Origin of the sequence: Bradyrhizobium algeriense (assembly GCF_003062295.1) — a bacterium.
Lineage (GTDB): Bacteria > Pseudomonadota > Alphaproteobacteria > Rhizobiales > Xanthobacteraceae > Bradyrhizobium > Bradyrhizobium algeriense.
In genome coordinates this window covers 15192-31894 of sequence record NZ_PYCN01000024.1, presented here as the reverse complement: position 1 = coordinate 31894, position 16703 = coordinate 15192, and the positions used below count along the sequence as shown (strand labels likewise).

At 62.6% G+C, this 16703-nt stretch carries 18 protein-coding genes and 2 tRNA genes; 9 read left to right on the top strand and 11 right to left on the bottom strand.

Annotated elements, in window-relative coordinates:
• Positions 1-2: 2 nt before the first annotated feature.
• From C7G61_RS31775 to C7G61_RS31765, 3 genes are all read left to right on the top strand, one after another.
• On the top strand, positions 3-848 hold the full coding sequence (locus C7G61_RS31775) for an ATP-binding cassette domain-containing protein (RefSeq protein WP_108521356.1): 846 nt from the start codon (positions 3-5) through the stop codon (positions 846-848).
• Positions 849-855: 7 nt separating this feature from the next.
• Positions 856-1440: a flavin reductase family protein gene (locus C7G61_RS31770; RefSeq protein ID WP_108521353.1), complete on the top strand. Its 585-nt coding sequence runs from the start codon at positions 856-858 to the stop codon at positions 1438-1440.
• Between the two features lie 71 nt (positions 1441-1511).
• A complete protein-coding gene (locus C7G61_RS31765) occupies positions 1512-1691 on the top strand; it encodes a hypothetical protein (RefSeq protein ID WP_108521351.1) in 180 nt (59 codons plus the stop codon).
• A gap of 75 nt (positions 1692-1766) precedes the next feature.
• Here the strand turns inward: C7G61_RS31765 and flbD are convergent, their stop codons facing one another.
• From flbD to C7G61_RS31725, 8 genes are all read right to left on the bottom strand, one after another.
• Positions 1767-3146 carry a sigma-54-dependent transcriptional regulator FlbD gene (gene flbD, locus C7G61_RS31760; RefSeq protein ID WP_108521348.1) on the bottom strand — a complete coding sequence of 460 codons (1380 nt, stop codon included), beginning with the start codon at positions 3144-3146 and terminating at the stop codon, positions 1767-1769.
• 55 nt (positions 3147-3201) lie between these two features.
• Positions 3202-3552: a flagellar motor switch protein FliN gene (fliN, locus tag C7G61_RS31755; RefSeq protein ID WP_108521346.1), complete on the bottom strand. Its 351-nt coding sequence runs from the start codon at positions 3550-3552 to the stop codon at positions 3202-3204.
• 19 nt (positions 3553-3571) lie between these two features.
• Positions 3572-4198 carry a FliH/SctL family protein gene (locus C7G61_RS31750; protein ID WP_108521344.1) on the bottom strand — a complete coding sequence of 209 codons (627 nt, stop codon included), beginning with the start codon at positions 4196-4198 and terminating at the stop codon, positions 3572-3574.
• Positions 4198-5280 (bottom strand): flagellar motor switch protein FliG, encoded by a 1083-nt coding sequence (fliG, locus tag C7G61_RS31745; RefSeq protein ID WP_108521341.1) that lies wholly within the window; start codon positions 5278-5280, stop codon positions 4198-4200. Before fliG ends, C7G61_RS31750 begins: the two co-directional genes overlap by 1 nt.
• A gap of 6 nt (positions 5281-5286) precedes the next feature.
• Positions 5287-6903, bottom strand: a complete 1617-nt coding sequence (gene fliF / locus C7G61_RS31740; RefSeq protein WP_108521508.1) for a flagellar basal-body MS-ring/collar protein FliF — start codon at positions 6901-6903, stop codon at positions 5287-5289.
• 171 nt (positions 6904-7074) lie between these two features.
• Positions 7075-7350 carry a CtrA inhibitor SciP gene (gene sciP / locus C7G61_RS31735; RefSeq protein WP_002714638.1) on the bottom strand — a complete coding sequence of 92 codons (276 nt, stop codon included), beginning with the start codon at positions 7348-7350 and terminating at the stop codon, positions 7075-7077.
• Positions 7351-7557: 207 nt separating this feature from the next.
• Positions 7558-8250 (bottom strand): flagellar hook capping FlgD N-terminal domain-containing protein, encoded by a 693-nt coding sequence (locus C7G61_RS31730; protein WP_108521339.1) that lies wholly within the window; start codon positions 8248-8250, stop codon positions 7558-7560.
• A gap of 11 nt (positions 8251-8261) precedes the next feature.
• On the bottom strand, positions 8262-9920 hold the full coding sequence (locus C7G61_RS31725; protein ID WP_108521337.1) for a flagellar hook-length control protein FliK: 1659 nt from the start codon (positions 9918-9920) through the stop codon (positions 8262-8264).
• A 348-nt stretch (positions 9921-10268) separates the two neighbouring features.
• On the opposite strand from C7G61_RS31725, the gene mnmA reads away from it, so the two are divergent.
• The 4 genes from mnmA to C7G61_RS31705 all read left to right on the top strand — a co-directional run bounded on the left by mnmA (position 10269) and on the right by C7G61_RS31705 (position 12743).
• The gene (mnmA, locus tag C7G61_RS31720) at positions 10269-11468 is read left to right on the top strand and encodes a tRNA 2-thiouridine(34) synthase MnmA (RefSeq protein WP_108521506.1); all 1200 of its coding nucleotides are present in this window, start codon (positions 10269-10271) and stop codon (positions 11466-11468) included.
• Between the two features lie 21 nt (positions 11469-11489).
• Positions 11490-12128, top strand: coding sequence for a class I SAM-dependent methyltransferase (locus tag C7G61_RS31715; protein ID WP_108521335.1), 639 nt, complete (start codon positions 11490-11492; stop codon positions 12126-12128).
• Positions 12129-12182: 54 nt separating this feature from the next.
• Positions 12183-12551, top strand: a complete 369-nt coding sequence (locus C7G61_RS31710; protein WP_108521333.1) for a hypothetical protein — start codon at positions 12183-12185, stop codon at positions 12549-12551.
• 115 nt (positions 12552-12666) lie between these two features.
• A tRNA-Met gene (locus C7G61_RS31705) sits at positions 12667-12743 on the top strand.
• On the opposite strand, the gene C7G61_RS31700 is transcribed toward C7G61_RS31705, so the two are convergent.
• Positions 12700-14364 carry a recombinase family protein gene (locus C7G61_RS31700; protein WP_108521504.1) on the bottom strand — a complete coding sequence of 555 codons (1665 nt, stop codon included), beginning with the start codon at positions 14362-14364 and terminating at the stop codon, positions 12700-12702. The two genes, C7G61_RS31705 and C7G61_RS31700, sit on opposite strands and share 44 nt — an antisense overlap.
• 504 nt (positions 14365-14868) lie before the next feature.
• Here C7G61_RS31700 and C7G61_RS44390 point away from each other — a divergent pair.
• A tRNA-Glu gene (locus C7G61_RS44390) sits at positions 14869-14966 on the top strand.
• Between the two features lie 390 nt (positions 14967-15356).
• Complete coding sequence (locus C7G61_RS47540; RefSeq protein WP_044590027.1) at positions 15357-15539, top strand: helix-turn-helix domain-containing protein; 183 nt, start codon at positions 15357-15359, stop codon at positions 15537-15539.
• Between the two features lie 24 nt (positions 15540-15563).
• On the opposite strand, the gene C7G61_RS31690 is transcribed toward C7G61_RS47540, so the two are convergent.
• Both C7G61_RS31690 and C7G61_RS31685 read right to left on the bottom strand, forming a co-directional pair.
• Positions 15564-16148 (bottom strand): mobile mystery protein B, encoded by a 585-nt coding sequence (locus C7G61_RS31690; RefSeq protein WP_108521331.1) that lies wholly within the window; start codon positions 16146-16148, stop codon positions 15564-15566.
• Positions 16145-16597 carry a mobile mystery protein A gene (locus C7G61_RS31685; protein ID WP_108521329.1) on the bottom strand — a complete coding sequence of 151 codons (453 nt, stop codon included), beginning with the start codon at positions 16595-16597 and terminating at the stop codon, positions 16145-16147. The genes C7G61_RS31690 and C7G61_RS31685 overlap by 4 nt, the downstream gene beginning before the upstream one ends.
• Between the last annotated feature and the right edge of the window lie 106 nt (positions 16598-16703).

The following is a 16703-nucleotide window of genomic DNA, read 5'->3' as shown; positions in this document are numbered from 1 at the left end:
ATATGCAAGAAGCCCTTCGTTTCCGCCTGTCGGACGCCGAGCCTCTCGGGCGCGCCGAGGTCATCGAGCAGGCGCGCTTTGCGCGCCGCGGCGGGAGAACTGCGTCTCGCGGCCTTTCACTGACCATCCGTGATTTGCGCAAATCCTTCGGCGACAATGAGGTGTTGCGCGGCATCGACCTGCATATCCCCGCTGGCCAGTCGGTTGCGATCGTCGGCCGCAGCGGCTGCGGCAAGAGCACATTGCTGCGGTTGATCGCAGGTCTCGAGACGGCGACCGCGGGCAGCATCGATTTCGGCGAGGAGGTGCGTGCCGAAGACATTCGCGTGATGTTTCAGGAACCGCGGCTGTTGCCCTGGGCTCGGGTGCTTTCGAACGTCGAAGTCGGACTGGGGCGGGAACGGACCTCGGCAGACGCGCAGGCCCGCGCCGAGAGCGCACTGGTCGAAGTCGGTCTCGCCGACAAGCGCTCCCAGTGGCCGGCGGTCCTGTCAGGTGGACAGAAGCAGCGCGTGGCGCTGGCACGGGCGCTGGTCAGCCAACCGCGTGTGCTGGCTTTCGACGAGCCGCTCGGCGCGCTCGATGCGCTGACGCGGATATCGATGCAGCGGCTGCTCGAACGGGTCTGGCACGACCAGGGCTTTACCGCGATCCTGGTGACGCACGACGTGTCCGAGGCCGTGGCGCTGGCCGACCGCGTGCTCGTCATCGAGGACGGGATCATCGCGCACGATATCGATGTCGATATTCCGCGCCCGAGGCGGCGCGGTTCGGCGCAACTTGCCGCGCTGGAAGGTTCGATCCTGAAAAACCTGCTGCAAGGGACTGAAGACACGTCCGACCTGTGAGGTGGCCATGAACTCTATCGTCCGCGACGTTTCGATCGACCGCGAGGCTTCCTCCGGCGATTTCCGCAATGCCATGCGCCAATTGACGGGCGGCGTCAGCGTCATCACCGCGGGTATAGGCTGGGACATCTCGGGCATGACGGTTACTTCGGTATCGTCGCTGTCCATCGACCCGCCCGCCTTGATCGTCAGTATCAATCGGGAAGCGTCGTCCTGGCCGCTCGTGAAGCGGTACGGCTTCTTCGGTGTCAACATCTTGACCTCGGACCAGATCGACATCGCCGAGCGATTTACCGGAAAGAGCGGACTGAAGGGTGCCGAACGCTTCGCCGGCGCACATTGGACGACGCGCGTATCAGGGGTGCCGCTACTGACAGACGCCCTGGCCGTGATTGATTGCGGAGTCGAGGATATGGTCGAACGGCATTCCCACGCGATCGTCATCGGCCGCGTACTCGATGTTGCGGTGTCAGCACGCATTGCGGCGCTGGCCTACTGGCAGGGGAGCTATGTCGCCATCGATCAGGACGAGGATGCGGCGAGGCTTGCGGACGTCAGCGTGCCGGCGCGGCACGTCGCGCGGAAGTTCTGACGGAGGTCCTCAGGGGATACGCTGTCGTGCCGGGCTGGCTTTTTTGCCGCGTCCGATCTAAAACCCGGCGAATGAAACGTCTCGCAACCTGGGTGTTTTACGGCGTCGGCGCGCTCGCGATCGCCTATCTCGCTCTGTACGCCTATGCGGTTTTGACCGGGCGCGACCTGCAGCCCGGCGATCCTATTCACATCTTCCGCAAGCCGGATGCGCCTAGTTATTCCGGTATTTCAACGTCATTGCGAGCGTAGCGACGCAATCCACCTCTCCGCTTGTGGCGCTATGGATTGCTTCGCTCCGCTCGCAATGACGGCGAGGGGTCTTGCTTAACCCGCCGCGACAAAACGCTGATGCTCACCTGCGCCCGCCGGGGTGATCGGAATGCCGCCGTCGGCATATTCGTTCAGCTTGTTGCGCAGCGTGCGGATCGAGATGCCGAGAATGTTGGCGGCATGGGTGCGGTTGCCGAGGCAATGCTTGAGCGTCTCCAGGATCAGGTCGCGCTCGACGTCGGCCACGGTGCGGCCGACCAAAGCGCGGGTGACCTGCTCGGCGGCAAAGGTCGCGTGCGCCACCGCGGGCGCGGTCTTGGCGAGGTCGAGGCGGTCGCCGTCGGGCGTTAGGATCGCGTCGGCGCCGATCTCGTCGCCCTGCGCCATCAGCACCGAACGATGGATGGTGTTTTCCAATTCGCGAACGTTGCCCTGCCAGCGGTTCGACGTCAGCACGCGCCTTGCGTCGGCCGAGATCGGGCGCAGCGGCACGCCGTTGGCGTCGGCATATTTCTTCGCAAAATGCTGCGCCAGTTCGAGGATGTCGGCCGGACGGTCGCGCAGCGGCGGGATCTTCAGGTTGACGACGTTAAGACGGAACAGCAGGTCCTCGCGGAACGTGCCTTCGCGCACGGCCTCGGAGAGATTGCGGTTCGAGGTGGCGATGATGCGGATATCGACCGGCACCGGCTTGGTGCCGCCGACGCGATCGATGACGCGTTCCTGGATCGCGCGCAGCAGTTTGGATTGCAGCCGGACGTCCATCTCCGAGATTTCGTCGAGCAGCAGCGTGCCGCCGGTCGCCTCCTCGAACTTGCCGATGCGGCGGGCGACGGCGCCCGTGAAGGCGCCCTTCTCGTGGCCGAACAATTCGGACTCCAGCAGATGCTCGGGGATCGCCGCGCAATTGATCGAGATGAACGGCCGCTTGGCGCGGGTCGAGCGCGAGTGGACATAGCGCGCCAGCACTTCCTTGCCGGTACCGGATTCGCCGGTGATCATCACGGAGGCATCCGAGCCCGCGATCTGCTGCGCCAGCTTGACGACCTTGCCCATCGCTTCGTCGCGATAGATCAGATCACGTGAATCATTGGCGACGGCGGCGAGCACCGCGGCGATCAGTTCCGGATCGGGCGGCAGCGGGATGTATTCCTTGGCGCCGGCGTGGATCGCAGCGACCGCGGCGCGGGCGTCGTTGGAGATGCCGCAGGCCACGATCGGCACATGGATGTGCTCGGCCTCCAGCCGCATCACCAGGTCGCGGATGTCGAGGGCGACGTCGACCAGCAGAAGGTCGGCGCCCTTGCCGCCGCGCAGCACGGCCATCGCCTGTTCGATCGCCTCGGCATGAGTCACCGATGCGCCGTTTTCCATCGCGATCTTGGTGGCGGTCGTGAGTTGGCCCTTCAAGGTGCCAACGATGAGAAGCCGCATTTTTTATCTCCTGTTCGTCTGTTCGCGCCGTTCGCGGCGCGTGTCGCCAAAATTGTTAGCTGCGTTCCGCCTTGATGATTTCCGTCATGGTGACGCCGAGCTTGTCTTCCACCAGCACGACCTCGCCACGCGCCACCAGGCGGTTGTTGACGTAGATGTCGATGGCTTCGCCGACGCGACGGTCCAGTTCGAGCACGGTACCAGGTCCGAGCTTCAACAGCTCGCCGACGTCCATCTTGGAGCGGCCGAGCACGGCCGAGACCTGCACCGGCACGTCGAACACGGCCTCGAGGTCGGCCGCGATGCGTGAGGCCTGTTCGTCCTCGTTGTAGGCGAGATCGTCGATCGGCGGGGCGTCCGCGGCGTTGAGATCCGGCAACGGTACCTGTGCGTCGGTATCACTCATGGTTCAGTCCTCATGGCCTCTACGTTCCGGCCTGATCGCGGGACGCCAGATAGCGCCCGACGAGTTCGCTGATCTTCGCTTCGATGACCGCGCGTTCCAGCACCACGCCGCCATCCGCCCATTCGATCCGGCAGTCGCCGGTGGCAATTCCGGGCTCGGCCAGGATCACCAGCCGGCCTTCGAAGCCGCTCTGGGCTGCCTGCCGTTCGATCTTCTCGCGGGCGGCCTCGTAGAGCTGGTCGTTGATGCGGACGACGAGATGCGGGGTTGCGACCAGATGCGAGAAGCAGTCGCTGACGAGGGCGGTGATCTCGCCGAGCGGCTCGCGGGCGATGAGTTCGCTGCACAGCTTGCGCGCCACCGCGACCGCGACATCGACGGCCTCGGTCTCCATCCTGGCCTCGATGCCGGAGAAACGCGTGGCGATGCCGCGGATGGTGATGCCGATCTCTTCCAGCGCCAGCGCGGCGCGGCGGTCGCTCTCCACCCTGGCCTCGTGCTGGGCCGCCTCGTAGCCGGCGCGGTAGGCGCGTGCCTCGGCCTCCGCGATCTTTTGCGCGATCTCGGCGGCCGTGGCGGCACGCTCGCGCGTCCTGTCGGGCGCCGCGAAGTCCGTGTCGAACAGGAATTTTGCGGGTGCGGCCATCAGTACACCAGCTCGTCGTCGGCGCGGTTCTTGGTCAGCGTGATTTCGCCCTTGGCGGCCATGTCCTTGGCGAGGTTGACGAGCAGCGCCTGCGCCTCGTCGACGTCGCGCAGCCGAACCGGTCCCATCGCCGCCATGTCGTCCATCAGCATCTTGCCGGCGCGCGACGACATGTTGCCGAGGAAGAAGGCACGTACCTCCTCATTGGCGCTCTTCAGCGCGATGCCGAGCTTGGCCTTGTCGATATTACGCATCAGCGTCTGGGCCGAGGCGGAGTCGAGCTTGATGAGGTCGTCGAAGGTGAACATCAGCGCCTTGATGCGCTCGGCGGATTCGCGGTTTTCCTCTTCCAGCGAGGTGATGAAGCGGGTCTCGGTCTGGCGGTCGAAATTGTTGAAGATCTCGGCCATCACCTCGTGGGCGTCGCGGCGGCGGGTCTGCGACAAATTGGACATGAATTCGGTGCGCAGCGTCTGCTCGACGCGCTCGATGACTTCCTTTTGCACCGCTTCCATCTTCAGCATGCGGCCGACCACGTCGAGCGCGAGGTCCTCGGGCAGGATCGCCAGCACCCGGGCGGCGTGCTCCGGCTTCAGTTTCGACAGCACCACCGCAATGGTCTGCGGGTATTCGTTCTTGAGGTAGTTGGCGAGCACCTCCTCCTGGACGTTGGAGAGCTTCTCCCACATGTTGCGGCCGGCGGGGCCGCGAATTTCGTCCATGATGCCGGTGACGCGCTCGGACGGCAGATATTGCTGCAACAGCCGTTCGGTGGCGTCGAAGGTGCCCATCAGGGCGCCGGATGCCGACATCCGCGAAACGAATTCGAGCAGCAGGTCTTCCACGACATCGGCCTCGACGGTGCCGAGCGTCGACATATGGATCGACAGTTCGCGCACCTCGTCGTCAGCAAGGAGTCCCCAGACCTTGCCGCCATATTGCTCGCCCAGCGCCAGCATCAGGATGGCGGCGCGCTTCGGGCCGCTCAACGGCTTGCCCTTGGGCCGGGCGTTCTGACGGCTCGCCAGCGCCGAGATGACGGTGGTGATGTCGTTGGCATTGTTGGTTTGCGGTACGGCCATGTCAGGTCACTCGGCGGGTTCGCTGAGCCATTGGCGAACAATGGAAGCGGTCTCGTTCGGATTTCGTTCGGCCAGTTCGCCGACCCGGTGCACGGCCTGCGCGTGGACCTGGCCCTGGACCTGGGCGACGTCGATCAATTGGGCGGTGCCGCTGTTGCCGGCGATCAGCGCCTGCCCGGGCCCGAGTTCGGCTGTGCCGTCGGTCAAAGCCGGCGCCGGTTCGGCCAGCGCGGGAATGACTTCGGCAGCCAGGATGCGCTTGACCAGCGGGCGGATCACCATGAACAGCACGACAAGGCCGAGCAGCATCATGACGCCGAGTTCGATGACATACATGACGTCATCCTTGGTGAACTGCAGCATGCCGAGAAGGCCGGTCGGCTCCACGACCGCAGGCACGGTCGGCGCTTCGGCAAAGCGAAGATTGACGACCTCGACCTGGTCGCCGCGCTTCTGGTCGAAGCCGATCGCCGATCGGACCAGGGTGGCGATGCGGTCGAGCTGTTCCTTGCTGCGGTCCTGATAGACCATTTCGCCTTTTTCGTTCTTGGAATAGGCGCCGTCGACCAGCACCGCGACCGAGATCCGGTTGACCCGTCCGGCCTCGGTGACCTCGGTCTTGGTGGTGCGGGAAATCTCGTAATTGTTGGTCTCTTCGCTCTTCTTGCTCTGGTCGCGGGCCGCAGGCCCGGTGGTGTTGGTCTGGTTGCCGGGCAGTTCGTTGTTGACCGTGACCTGGCCGTTGTTCTCGGCGGTCAGCGAGGATTCCTCGCGGGTCTGGGTGGAGCGCAGCACGCGGCCCTCGGGATCGAACTTGTCCGAGGTCTGGGTGACCTTGTTGTAGTCGAAATCGGCGGTGAGCTGGACGCGGGCGCGGCCCTGGCCGACCACCGAGGAGACGATCGCCTCGACCTCGTTGCGCATGCGTTTCTCGAACGCCGTGCGGCGCTCTTCACCGACGGCGATATCGGCTTCCTTGCCGGCGCCGTCAGCCAGCAGCCGGCCGGCTTCGTCGACGATCGACACCCGCTGCGGCTTCAGCCCGTTGACGGCGGAGGCGACGACATGGCGAATAGCGCGGATCTGCTGGGGTTCGAGGCTGCCGCGCACCCGCAGCACGATCGAGGCCGACGGCTCCGGCGTTTCGCGCGAGAACAGCGGCCGCTCCGGCAGCACCAGATGCACGCGGGCCGCCTGGATGCGGTCGATGGCGCGGATGGTGCGGGCGAGTTCGCCCTCCAGTGCGCGCAAATGATTGATGTTCTGGACGAAGCTCGTGGTGCCGAGGGCGTCCGATTTGTCGAAAATCTCATAACCGACGCCGCCGCCCTTGGGCAGATTGCTTTCGGCCAGCTTCATCCGCAGCCGCGTGACCTTGTCCTTCGGCACCATGATGACGGCGCCTTCGTTGCGCAGCTCGAAGGGAATCGCCTGGCGTTCCAGGTCCTTGATGATGCCGGAGGAATCTTCGGCGGAGAGGTCGGTGAACAGGGTGGTCATCTGCGGCGTCGTGACGCGCATGATGACAAAGGCGAAGAAGCCGAGCAGCGCGGTCGTCACCGCGACCATGGCCATCAACCGCGACGCGCCCAGGCCTCTCAGGAAAGCAACGAGACTTTGCACCAACCGCCCCCAGGGGATTCGGTCCCTGGGACCGACTGGGCAATTATTGCCTAGGGGATGGTTTCCATATGGTTAACAGCCGTTAAAGCCGCCACGAATAGTTCCGACATGAAAAAAACCGGCTTCGCAAAACGGAGCCGGTTTTCATCAAATCTTTCGGTTCGGGAGAGTTTACTGCCGATATTGCTGGATCCGGGTGGTCCGGAGACCTGCCAGACCATGCTGATCGATGGAAAACTGCCAGGACAGGAATTCGTCGACCGTCAGGGTATAACGGCTGCAGGCTTCCTCGAGGGAGAGCAGGCCGCCGCGGACCGCTGCAACGACCTCGGCCTTGCGGCGGATAACCCACCGTTTGGTGCCGGGCGCGGGCAGGTCAGCAATTGTCAACGGGCTGCCGTCAGGCCCGATGACGTATTTTACCCTCGGGCGATGGGGTTCTGTCATGGCGTACTCACAAACTCTCAACCACTGAACTCACCATGACAACCTACGCCTGCCGGCTTAAAAATTGCCTAAGCCCACGGCTTCAATACGAATCTCCTTGAAAATGACGGAAAATACGTCCGCCCGGGTTCCCTGTGACGCTTTTGCGTACAATCAGGGGTTGCCGGGTCGGAAGTGACGGATCTAACGATGCGAGCTGTGGGTGCGCTAGCTGGAGGTGGTGGTCGGACGGACCACCCGCTTGATCTTGTCGGTGGTATAGTTTTGGCCGCCGATCGAGAGCAGCGGCGGGGAGGCGCTGAGATCGACTGAATCGACGATGCCCTGGACCTCGGTGGAGATTGCGACGCTGTTGCCCGAACTGTCCTTGCCGGTGGCGGTCATTGTGTAGGTGCCGGCCGGCCACTGGACGCCGTCATTGCCCTTGCCATCCCAGACGAAACTGGAATTGCCCTGTTTGAGCGAATACGACCCGGTAAAGGCGGTCTGGCCCGTCGAATTGGTGATCGTGATCGTCGCGCTGGTGTCTTTCTCGGCCTGAAAATTCCAGGTCGCCGATTTGTCGAACTGCGCCGTGCTGCCGTCGACGGCGACCGTGTTGCCGACATAGACCAGCGCCTGGGTTGCCTGGGCGCTCTTTTCGATTTCGATCAGCGACTTCAACTGTTCGTTCGATTTGAGCTGCTGCTCGACGCCGGCAAATTGCACGAGCTGCTGGGTAAACTGGTTGGTGTCCAGCGGATCGAGCGGATTCTGGTTCTGCAGCTGCGTAGTCAGCAGCGTCAGGAAGGTCTGGAAATTATCCGCAATTCCCGTCGTCTTCTCCGAAGCGGTCTTGTTGCTGGTGCCGGTGCCGGGCGCCGAGACGACCGTCGTCGGCATGTTTACATCAACTGCCATGGCGCTCTCCGTTAAACTCTGATATCGACGCCGCCGCTCGAACCGAGCATGCGGCCATAGCTGCGGCCGGCGACGGCAGCAGGAACGCTGTCCTCTTCGCTGACAACAAGGCGATGGGCGTTGGGGTTGGACTGGTTGCCGTCGTTCTGCCCCTGCGAGGATTGGTCGCGCAGGCTGAACTGCAATCCGCTATTGCCGGTCGAGAGCCCGGCATTGTCGAGCGCGCGCTGCAACTGGTTGGCGTCCTGACGCAGCATCGACAGCGTTTCCGGCCGTTCGACGGTCAGATGCGACGTTATCTGGCCGTGGCGATCGATATCGATGCGGACATCGATGCGGCCGAGTTCTGCCGGATCAAGCCGGATTTCGAAGCGGGTCTTGCCGCTGTTGGCGGAAGCGGCGATTTCCATCGCAAGCCCGCTCAGGGGCACCGCGGCGCTTGTAGCTGCGGTTGCGGTGAGTTGAGCCGCGGCGGCGGGGGCGGTCGAAGCAGATGGTTGCTGCGTCTGGATCGCGCCGGCCGCCTGCAGGCCGTTGCCGGAGGAGTTGACTGGCGTCTGCCCGATATCGGAGGCGGCAAGATGCGCGTTGGCTTGGGCGTTAGCGGCCGGCGGCGCGATGGAATTGCCGGACGCGTCGGCCTTCACGGCGTCGACGATGCCATTTTCTGACCTCGGCTTGCCCGCGGCTTCGGTCGGCGCCGCCACGGCGGGCACGATGGTGTCCGCGGCAGGTGTTGCGGGCGCGGCGGTATCGGTGGTGCCGGCCTGCTCGACTGCCGTCGTGGCCCCTTTCCTGGCGAGATCGGGGTTCTTGAGTTGCGCGGCGGCTTTGGTGGCGGCGGGCGTCGCCGCGACCACCGCTGCGGCCTGAGCGATGCCGGTTGTGATGGACGGGTCGGCGGATGTGGCTTGGGCGCTGACGGCCTGGCCGATGCCGCCCTGCGCGCCGGTCTTGGCGCCGCCGTCGGCCTGCGCGGCGTTCACGGTGGGAGCGACTGGCGCCGTCTCGGCGGCGAGCGAGGCGATCGCTGCCGCAGCGATGGCAAGCGGCGCAGTCGCCTTGTCGGTTGCTTGTGTCGCGGAAGCTGTCGCCGCCGGCGCTGCGGCGGCAGGGATGGCAACGGCAATGGCGTCAGCCGTCGCCACGGCCGTTCCATCCTGCGCTGTCCCGGTCTGATCGGTGACGGGGGATGCGTCGGTGGAAGATGCCTGCGTCGTCTCGTCGGACTTCGCGCCATCGGCCTTCGCCGCGTCGGCCTTTGATTTGGCGCGGCGGGTCGTCGCAGCATTGGTGTCGGTATCGGTATCAGCCTTGGCGTCGACCTTGTTGTCGTTGCGCGTTTTGTCGTTGCGTGCCTTGTCGCTGCGGGCGTTGGCCGCGGCGTTGCGATCATTGGAATCGTTGCGCGTGGTCTTGTCCGCCTTGTCAGATGCGGCAGCATTGTCGCGCGAGCGGTTGTCGGACGCGGCTTGCGCATCGTCGGAGCGGCGCGCGGCGGGCGCGTTGTCCTGGGTGCGATGGTCGTTGTTGCCGGCGGTCTTATTGCTGTCGACCAGCGCCGCGAAGCTGCCGTTTCCGGCTGACGGCTCGGAATCCGGCCGGGCTGACCTTGCGGCCGCGTTCTGAAAAGATGCGTTTGCCGATACTTCTGACGTGACACTAACCACGGGCGACCCTCGCGCTGAGCTCTCGGCTACCATTCAGCAAGGACCGGGCCATCCACCGCTGTAAAAAATATCGAGTTATTTCAATTGTTTATGGAGGGGGCGGATAAATTGCGGGGCATCATCGCACCCCCCCTTTTCTGCCCGGCGGCAAGATTTGCCGTCCTGGACCCTCTCCAAAAATGGGTATCGGCTGATTGCCTCGCGCCAATACGGCCTATATTAAAGAGCGGCATCCGATCCGGCCCGGTATGGCCGGACGAGACCTTAAGGCCTTATAATAAAAAGGCTTTTTAACCCTGGCCGCGAGTCGCGTTAGCGCGCTTGCGATTGAAGTCGATGACCTCTGGCATGCGAAACAGTTTGGATCTCGAAGGCCGCCCGCAGGACACGCGGATCGTGGTCGCCATGTCCGGCGGCGTCGACTCGTCGGTGACGGCTGCCTTGCTGAAGTCCGAGGGCTATGACGTGGTCGGGATCACGCTGCAGCTTTACGACCATGGCGCGGCCACCCACCGCAAGGGCGCCTGCTGCGCCGGCCGCGACATCCACGACGCCCGCAATGTCGCCGAGCGGATCGGCATTCCGCATTACGTGCTCGACTATGAAAGCCGCTTCCGCGAATCCGTGATCGACAATTTTGCCGACAGCTACGCGCTCGGCGAAACGCCAGTGCCCTGCATCGAGTGCAACCGCTCGGTCAAGTTTCGCGATCTCTTGGCGACCGCGCGCGAACTCGGCGCGAGTGCGCTCGCGACCGGGCACTATGTCGCCTCGCGCCGCCTCGCCGACGGATCGCGCGCGCTGGTGTGCGCTGCGGACGCCGATCGCGACCAGAGCTATTTCCTGTTCGCGACCACGCGCGAGCAGCTCGATTTCCTTCGCTTTCCGCTCGGCGACATGACCAAGCCGCAGGCGCGCGAACTGGCGCGACGCTTCGGCCTCGAAGTCGCAGACAAGCAGGACAGCCAGGACATCTGCTTCGTGCCGACCGGGCGCTACACCGATATCATCGGCCGCCTGAAGCCGGGCGCGATCGAACCCGGCGACATCGTCGATCTCGACGGCCGTACCATCGGCCGGCACCAGGGCATCGTTCATTTCACCGTCGGCCAGCGCAAGGGACTGGGCATCGCCGCCGGCGCGCCGCTCTACGTCGTCAAGCTCGATGCGGCCAGCCGCCGCGTCGTGGTGGGGCCGCGCGAGGCATTGCGGATGGATCGCATCCGCCTTCGCGACATCAACTGGATCGGCGACGGGCTGCTGGATCGCGTCATCGGCGACGGCATCGAGATGTTCGTGCGCGTGCGGTCGACGCGCGCGCCGCAGCCGGCCTGGTTGCGCGCGGTCGATGGCGGCTATGAAGTCGAACTCGTCGCCGGCGAAGAGGGCGTCTCGCCCGGCCAGGCTTGCGTGTTCTACGATGCGCCGGCGGGACAGGCGCGCGTGCTCGGCGGTGGATTCATCAAGAGCGCGACCGCAACGAATACGGTGGCAAGGGCAGGGGCGCAGCAAACGATGACGCCGCTCCCCGAGGTGATGCGCACTTAAGAAAAAATCGGGGCAGAGGGAATGGCTGGGGACATCGACCGCGAGGGGGTCGAAAAGGCTTATGGGCGCTGGGCGCCGGTCTACGATCTCGTGTTCGGCAAGGTGTTCGACGAGGGCCGCCGGTCGACCATCGCGGAAGCCGACAAGATCGGTGGGCGCGTTCTCGACGTCGGCGTCGGCACCGGGCTGTCGCTGTCCGAATATTCGCGCAACACGAAATTATGCGGCGTCGACATTTCCGAACCGATGCTGCGGCGGGCGCGGAAGCGCGTGCGCGAGTTCGGCCTGACCAATGTCGAAACGCTTGCGGTGATGGATGCCAAGAATCTCGCGTTTCCGGATTCGTTTTTCGATGCGGTGGTGGCGCAATATGTCATCACGGCGGTGCCGGATCCGGAACGTACGCTGGATGATTTCATCCGCGTCTTAAAACCCGGCGGCGAACTCATTCTGGTCAATCACATCGGCGCCGAAAGCGGTCCGCGCCGGATGTTCGAACTGGCATTCGCGCCATTGGCGCGGCGGCTCGGCTGGCGACCGGAATTCCCATGGGAGCGCCTGACCAACTGGGCTGACAAACATGGCGGCGTCACCCTGACCGAACGGCGGCCGATGCCGCCGATGGGGCATTTTTCGCTGATCCGTTTCCGGAAGTCGTGAAGCGCGCGACAGTTTGACTGCGGAACCTCCCTAAGTGCAGGCCGTTTCCCCTGCATGGCAATGAAACGCGCCCTTCTGATCTCATGTGCTCTGATGGTGGCTGCTGATGTGGCGGGCGCACAGGCGCCGCCAAGTCCGACCACGCCGCCGGCCCAGACCGCGCCGCCCTCGCCGCAGCGTGCCGCTGATTGCGCGCCTATGCAGCCGTTGCCGAAGCCCGGCGAGAAGGCTCCCGAGGGAACGACCACCGGCCAACGGGCCGAGCCGCTTGGCGACAAGCTGGCGCGCTCGGACGGCGTATTGTGTCCGCCCCCAGGCGTCGATCCCGAAATGCACGCGCCTGCGCCGCCGAACGGCGGCAAGACGCCGGTGATTCCGCCGCCCGGCAGCCCCGGCGGCGACCCGACAATCCGGCCGAAATAGCGCTATTTCGCAGGCGGTTGGCTGGACCGCCGGCTTTGCTTGACAGGCCCTTAAGCCACTCCTTATATGCCGCGCGTTCGCGAATGCGGTATGGTGTGCCGCGAAGGTGAACCGTGGCGAGGTAGCTCAGCTGGTTAGAGCACGGGAATCATAATCCTGGGGTCGGGGGTTCGAGTCCCTCTCTCGCTACCACCTTTCCCCACACTCCTCGAACGTTGGTGGGGAACACAGGTTCATTCAGTAAAGCAGTTAGGCGCCCGGCGATTTCGACCGTGACGCCGCCTGACCGCGAAGGGTCTCTAAATACCGTCACTGTCTCAACGAGATCTCGAATTGCTTCCGTCGCCTCAGAATCTCCTGCGTTGATACCTTTCGACAGCGCGTCTTGAAGTTGGACGAGCTGTTGCTCATAGCGGGCCAGGACGGCCGGATGGAGCGAGATAACGTCTGAAGCTGTGGGCTCGACGCTCAAATCCCCCGTGATTTTCTTGCGCTCCTCGTCCAAAAGGCTCGAGCGAGGGCCCAAGATCGCCGGGTCGCCATGCCCCTTTGCGATCGCATCGACTAGCCGATCAATCTCGCGATTGATTTCGCCGAGTCTCAGCTCAAGGTGAGCTCGCTTGGCATTCGATTTGGCTGCGAGGCGCTTACGCTCTTCGTGATAGGTACGCACATACTCGGCGATCACGCTCGGATGCCGCATCTCAGACTCTAAGCCAGAAAGAACTGCGCTTTCCACGGTGGCGAGATAGAATGTCTTTCCGTCGCGACATGTGCCGCTTTCTGTCGCTGCTGAACAACGGATGCGGATGCGGAGCGACTTATCTTTGCCGCTTGTTGACATACCTGCACCACAGGATCCGCACCGGAGGAGCCCCGACAACATGTGGCGCGGTCGCCGCTGCCGGTTTGGGAGGGTTTGGCCGCGCGCTTTTTTCCGGTTCTGTGCGGCGTCGAAAAGCGTCTGGGGGATTATGCGGAGCTCCGGCACGTCCGTGATCTGCCATTCGCCTTTGGCATTTGGGCGCGAGAGTCGCTTGCCCGTGTCAGGGTCTTTGATCATCCTCACTTTATTCCAGACGAGGCGCCCCGCGTAGAGTTCATTCTGGATTATACCGGTGCCGCGCTGCAGGTTGCCGTTAATCGTCGAAGCATTCCATGAGCGCCCGCGTGGCGGGGATACCCTTTCGTTGTTAAGGTCGTATGCGATTTCACGAGGCGTCCTTCCTTCAACGTATTCCTCGAAAATGCGCCGGACGATTCTCGCTTCAGCTTCGACAATTACCCGCTTGCCCTTTTCGCCTGCGGCTGGGGTGTAGCCATAAGCCTTTCCGCCCGCGTTGAGGCCCTGGCCGACACGGCCAGCCAGACCCCTCCGCACCTTATGAGCATTATCCTCGCGAAAGAGTTGGCCCACTAGTCCGCGAAGCCCCACCAAGACTGTATTCACCACGCCTTCGTGGACGGCGCGTATTTCAATACCAAGAAAAGAAAGCCGCTTATGAATACCGGCAAGGTCCTCCATGTCACGCGAGAGACGGTCAAGAGCCTCGACGACTACGACATCGAATGACCGATCTTTTGCTTGATCCAATAACCGGAGCAAGCCATCCCGTCCCATAATGGAGCCGCCAGAACGGGCTTTATCTTCGTACACTCCAATTATGTTTATGCCTTGTCGTGAGGCGTACTCCCGGCAGAGGGTGACCTGGTCTTCGATCGATCGCTCATTTTGAAGGTCGGTCGAGAATCGGGCGTAGATCACCGCCACCTTCTTGATTGAAGGTTCGAGTGCTGAGTTGATCTCGTTCATGGTCTTCCCTTGCCGCTTGGCGTGCCAATGCGCGTGCTAGGCGTAGAATCGCCTCATCCGGAATCAACTGCAAGGGCAATTTCTGAAGTCTGTGACGCATGACTAAGCGGCTCGCTCGCAGACGAGGCTCTGCTTAATGCGTCGATCAGAAGCTCGGGAGAGCTTGGAGACCCGACGGCGAAAACGATTTCCGACCTTCGTATCAACTCGGTCCATACATGGAGCGTGCCGCCGCACGCATGCCATGGAAAGTTCAAAATCCCCTTGTCGTAAAATCAGAAAACTTAGCGCACAGATCGGCCGATGCTGATCTCGCGAGAGGGGAGCAGTCGTGCGAGGTTAGAAGCCGCGATCTGCGCAGATTGACGTGTGATAAATTCGGAGCGTTAACAAAGTTGTTGTGAAAGGCCCCGCCGCAACCGGAACCTGCACCAGACCTTTATGAGCGACGGGATACCGATCGACTTCGTTAGGCCAAGTCAATCCGCTTCATGATCATCTTGAAGAGAGTTCGGTGATGGAGATCTATCGATGTCAATCTCGGCTCGTCTGCAGACCCTCTCAAGGCTGAAACAGGGGTTCGATTCCCCTAGGGAGCGCCAGCAAACTCAGGCACTTAGGTAGCCATCAGCCGCGTTCGTTGAATATTGGTTGAATAAGACGCTGGTGAACAGCGGCGGACGCTTGGGGAATTTGCTGCCGACATTAGCAGACTAGCCTCGGCGCGATGCCTCACCGTGGCTGGCGCATTCGCGAAAAATTTCCTCGTCGCCCTTGGTGTCCGGAAATATTCAAACCGCCGCTGACGTGCGCTGTCGTACGCGAGCGCCCTCGGATGTTCGCATTGACGTTGCTCGTCGCACAATCAACTCTTGTCCTGTCGAGCTTTGTGCGAATAGGAGGGCCACGTGAGATACAATCGACGAGAGAAAAGTGGCGGACAACAGTCACAAGTCAGTCTATCCGCTCCGAAAGCCGCAGAACCGAGCTCGATGCCATTCGCCCAGCGGCTCACCTGCACGATTGACGATGCATGCGAAGTGACCGGCTTGGGACGCACGAAGCTTTACGAGTTGATAGGAGCTGGGCGTATCGTCACGACAACGATCGGACGTAGGCGACTAGTAGTGGTGCGCTCACTTCTGGCGCTCCTTGACACCAACATGTCGAACTAATGGACGTGCAGCCATGATGGCCCGTCAGGATCGCGCGAACTTTATGAGCGGTTCGAGATCGTGATTGTCCGCAGCCTTGAGCGCTGCGATGTAGGTGTCGCGGGCCGTGCCTGCGGCTCGGAGATCCGCGCCACCCCAGGTGAAACGCTTGCCGCCGAGCTGAGTGATCAAAACGTCGGCGGCGAGACGAGACCAACGGCCGTTTCCGTTTGGAAAGGGGTGTACGGAGACGAGCCTGTGATGGAAACGCACCGCGATCTCATCTGGAGGATAAGATTTGTGCTCAATCCAATATCGCGCGTCGTCAATCGCCTGGCGAAGCGAGACCTCGATCAAATGAGGAGCGACACCGAGATTGCGTTCTGTTGTCCGGTATTTTCCCGCCCAGCGCCAGACGCGCTCGAACATGCGGCGATGCAGGCTCTTGAGGAAACTTTCGCGGGTCACGACGTGACGGCGGCCGAATGCCCATCGATTGCCTGTTGCGATATTCTGCTGTTCGAGTTCGTTCAGCTCGCTGCGCAAGGTGATATGGGTCGGGATGAGGTCTTCCCTTTCCGCCGGCGTTAGTGGGGTCGCATGATCGTCGGCGGCATGTAGATCAGTCATTCTTCATCCCAGAGGCGCGCGGGGCGCTTCAGCAAATCTTCGATCGCCTGCTCGCGGAGCGCGCGGGCGGCCCTCTTGTCCTTCACGGCTTGGTCTTCCAGCCGCATCGTATGCTCAATGGCCTTCGACTGACGTTCGGCGACGAGTTCGGCCCGCTCGGTTACCACTTCTGCCAATGGCCGCTCCGGCACAAGCACGTAGACAAGACGGCAGCCAAGAGCTTCGGCCGCCCGTTGCAGCGTGTTGAGAGTGACACTGCCTTCCCGTTCGGACTTTTCAAGTTCCACGATGCGAGGCTGGGATACGCCCAGACGTTTCCCATATTGTGCTGTGGTCATGCCGAGGGAGTCACGGATCGCCCGAAGCCAACCCCTTGGCGGACGTTGGAGCTTGGTGAGCGGGCGCAAGCTCGAGAATCGCTTGTCTAGATGGCGGATCGCATCTTTCATCTGATAAGGTATAGCATATTATTAGTGAATAGATCAATAATGTATAGGTTATTATTATGGCAAAAATTATAAGGTATACGTTATTGAAAAGATGTGGACTGCATAC

Bases quoted from the DNA above. Each gene is read 5' to 3' on its own strand.
- C7G61_RS31775 (WP_108521356.1), top strand. From the start codon at position 3: ATGCAAGAAGCCCTTCGTTTCCGCCTGTCGGACGCCGAGCCTCTCGGG.
- C7G61_RS31770 (WP_108521353.1), top strand. From the start codon at position 856: ATGAACTCTATCGTCCGCGACGTTTCGATCGACCGCGAGGCTTCCTCC.
- C7G61_RS31765 (WP_108521351.1), top strand. From the start codon at position 1,512: ATGAAACGTCTCGCAACCTGGGTGTTTTACGGCGTCGGCGCGCTCGCG.
- flbD (WP_108521348.1), bottom strand. From the start codon at position 3,146: ATGCGGCTTCTCATCGTTGGCACCTTGAAGGGCCAACTCACGACCGCC.
- fliN (WP_108521346.1), bottom strand. From the start codon at position 3,552: ATGAGTGATACCGACGCACAGGTACCGTTGCCGGATCTCAACGCCGCG.
- C7G61_RS31750 (WP_108521344.1), bottom strand. From the start codon at position 4,198: ATGGCCGCACCCGCAAAATTCCTGTTCGACACGGACTTCGCGGCGCCC.
- fliG (WP_108521341.1), bottom strand. From the start codon at position 5,280: ATGGCCGTACCGCAAACCAACAATGCCAACGACATCACCACCGTCATC.
- sciP (WP_002714638.1), bottom strand. From the start codon at position 7,350: ATGACAGAACCCCATCGCCCGAGGGTAAAATACGTCATCGGGCCTGAC.
- C7G61_RS31730 (WP_108521339.1), bottom strand. From the start codon at position 8,250: ATGGCAGTTGATGTAAACATGCCGACGACGGTCGTCTCGGCGCCCGGC.
- mnmA (WP_108521506.1), top strand. From the start codon at position 10,269: ATGCGAAACAGTTTGGATCTCGAAGGCCGCCCGCAGGACACGCGGATC.
- C7G61_RS31715 (WP_108521335.1), top strand. From the start codon at position 11,490: ATGGCTGGGGACATCGACCGCGAGGGGGTCGAAAAGGCTTATGGGCGC.
- C7G61_RS31710 (WP_108521333.1), top strand. From the start codon at position 12,183: ATGGCAATGAAACGCGCCCTTCTGATCTCATGTGCTCTGATGGTGGCT.
- C7G61_RS31700 (WP_108521504.1), bottom strand. From the start codon at position 14,364: ATGAACGAGATCAACTCAGCACTCGAACCTTCAATCAAGAAGGTGGCG.
- C7G61_RS47540 (WP_044590027.1), top strand. From the start codon at position 15,357: ATGCCATTCGCCCAGCGGCTCACCTGCACGATTGACGATGCATGCGAA.
- C7G61_RS31690 (WP_108521331.1), bottom strand. From the start codon at position 16,148: ATGACTGATCTACATGCCGCCGACGATCATGCGACCCCACTAACGCCG.
- C7G61_RS31685 (WP_108521329.1), bottom strand. From the start codon at position 16,597: ATGAAAGATGCGATCCGCCATCTAGACAAGCGATTCTCGAGCTTGCGC.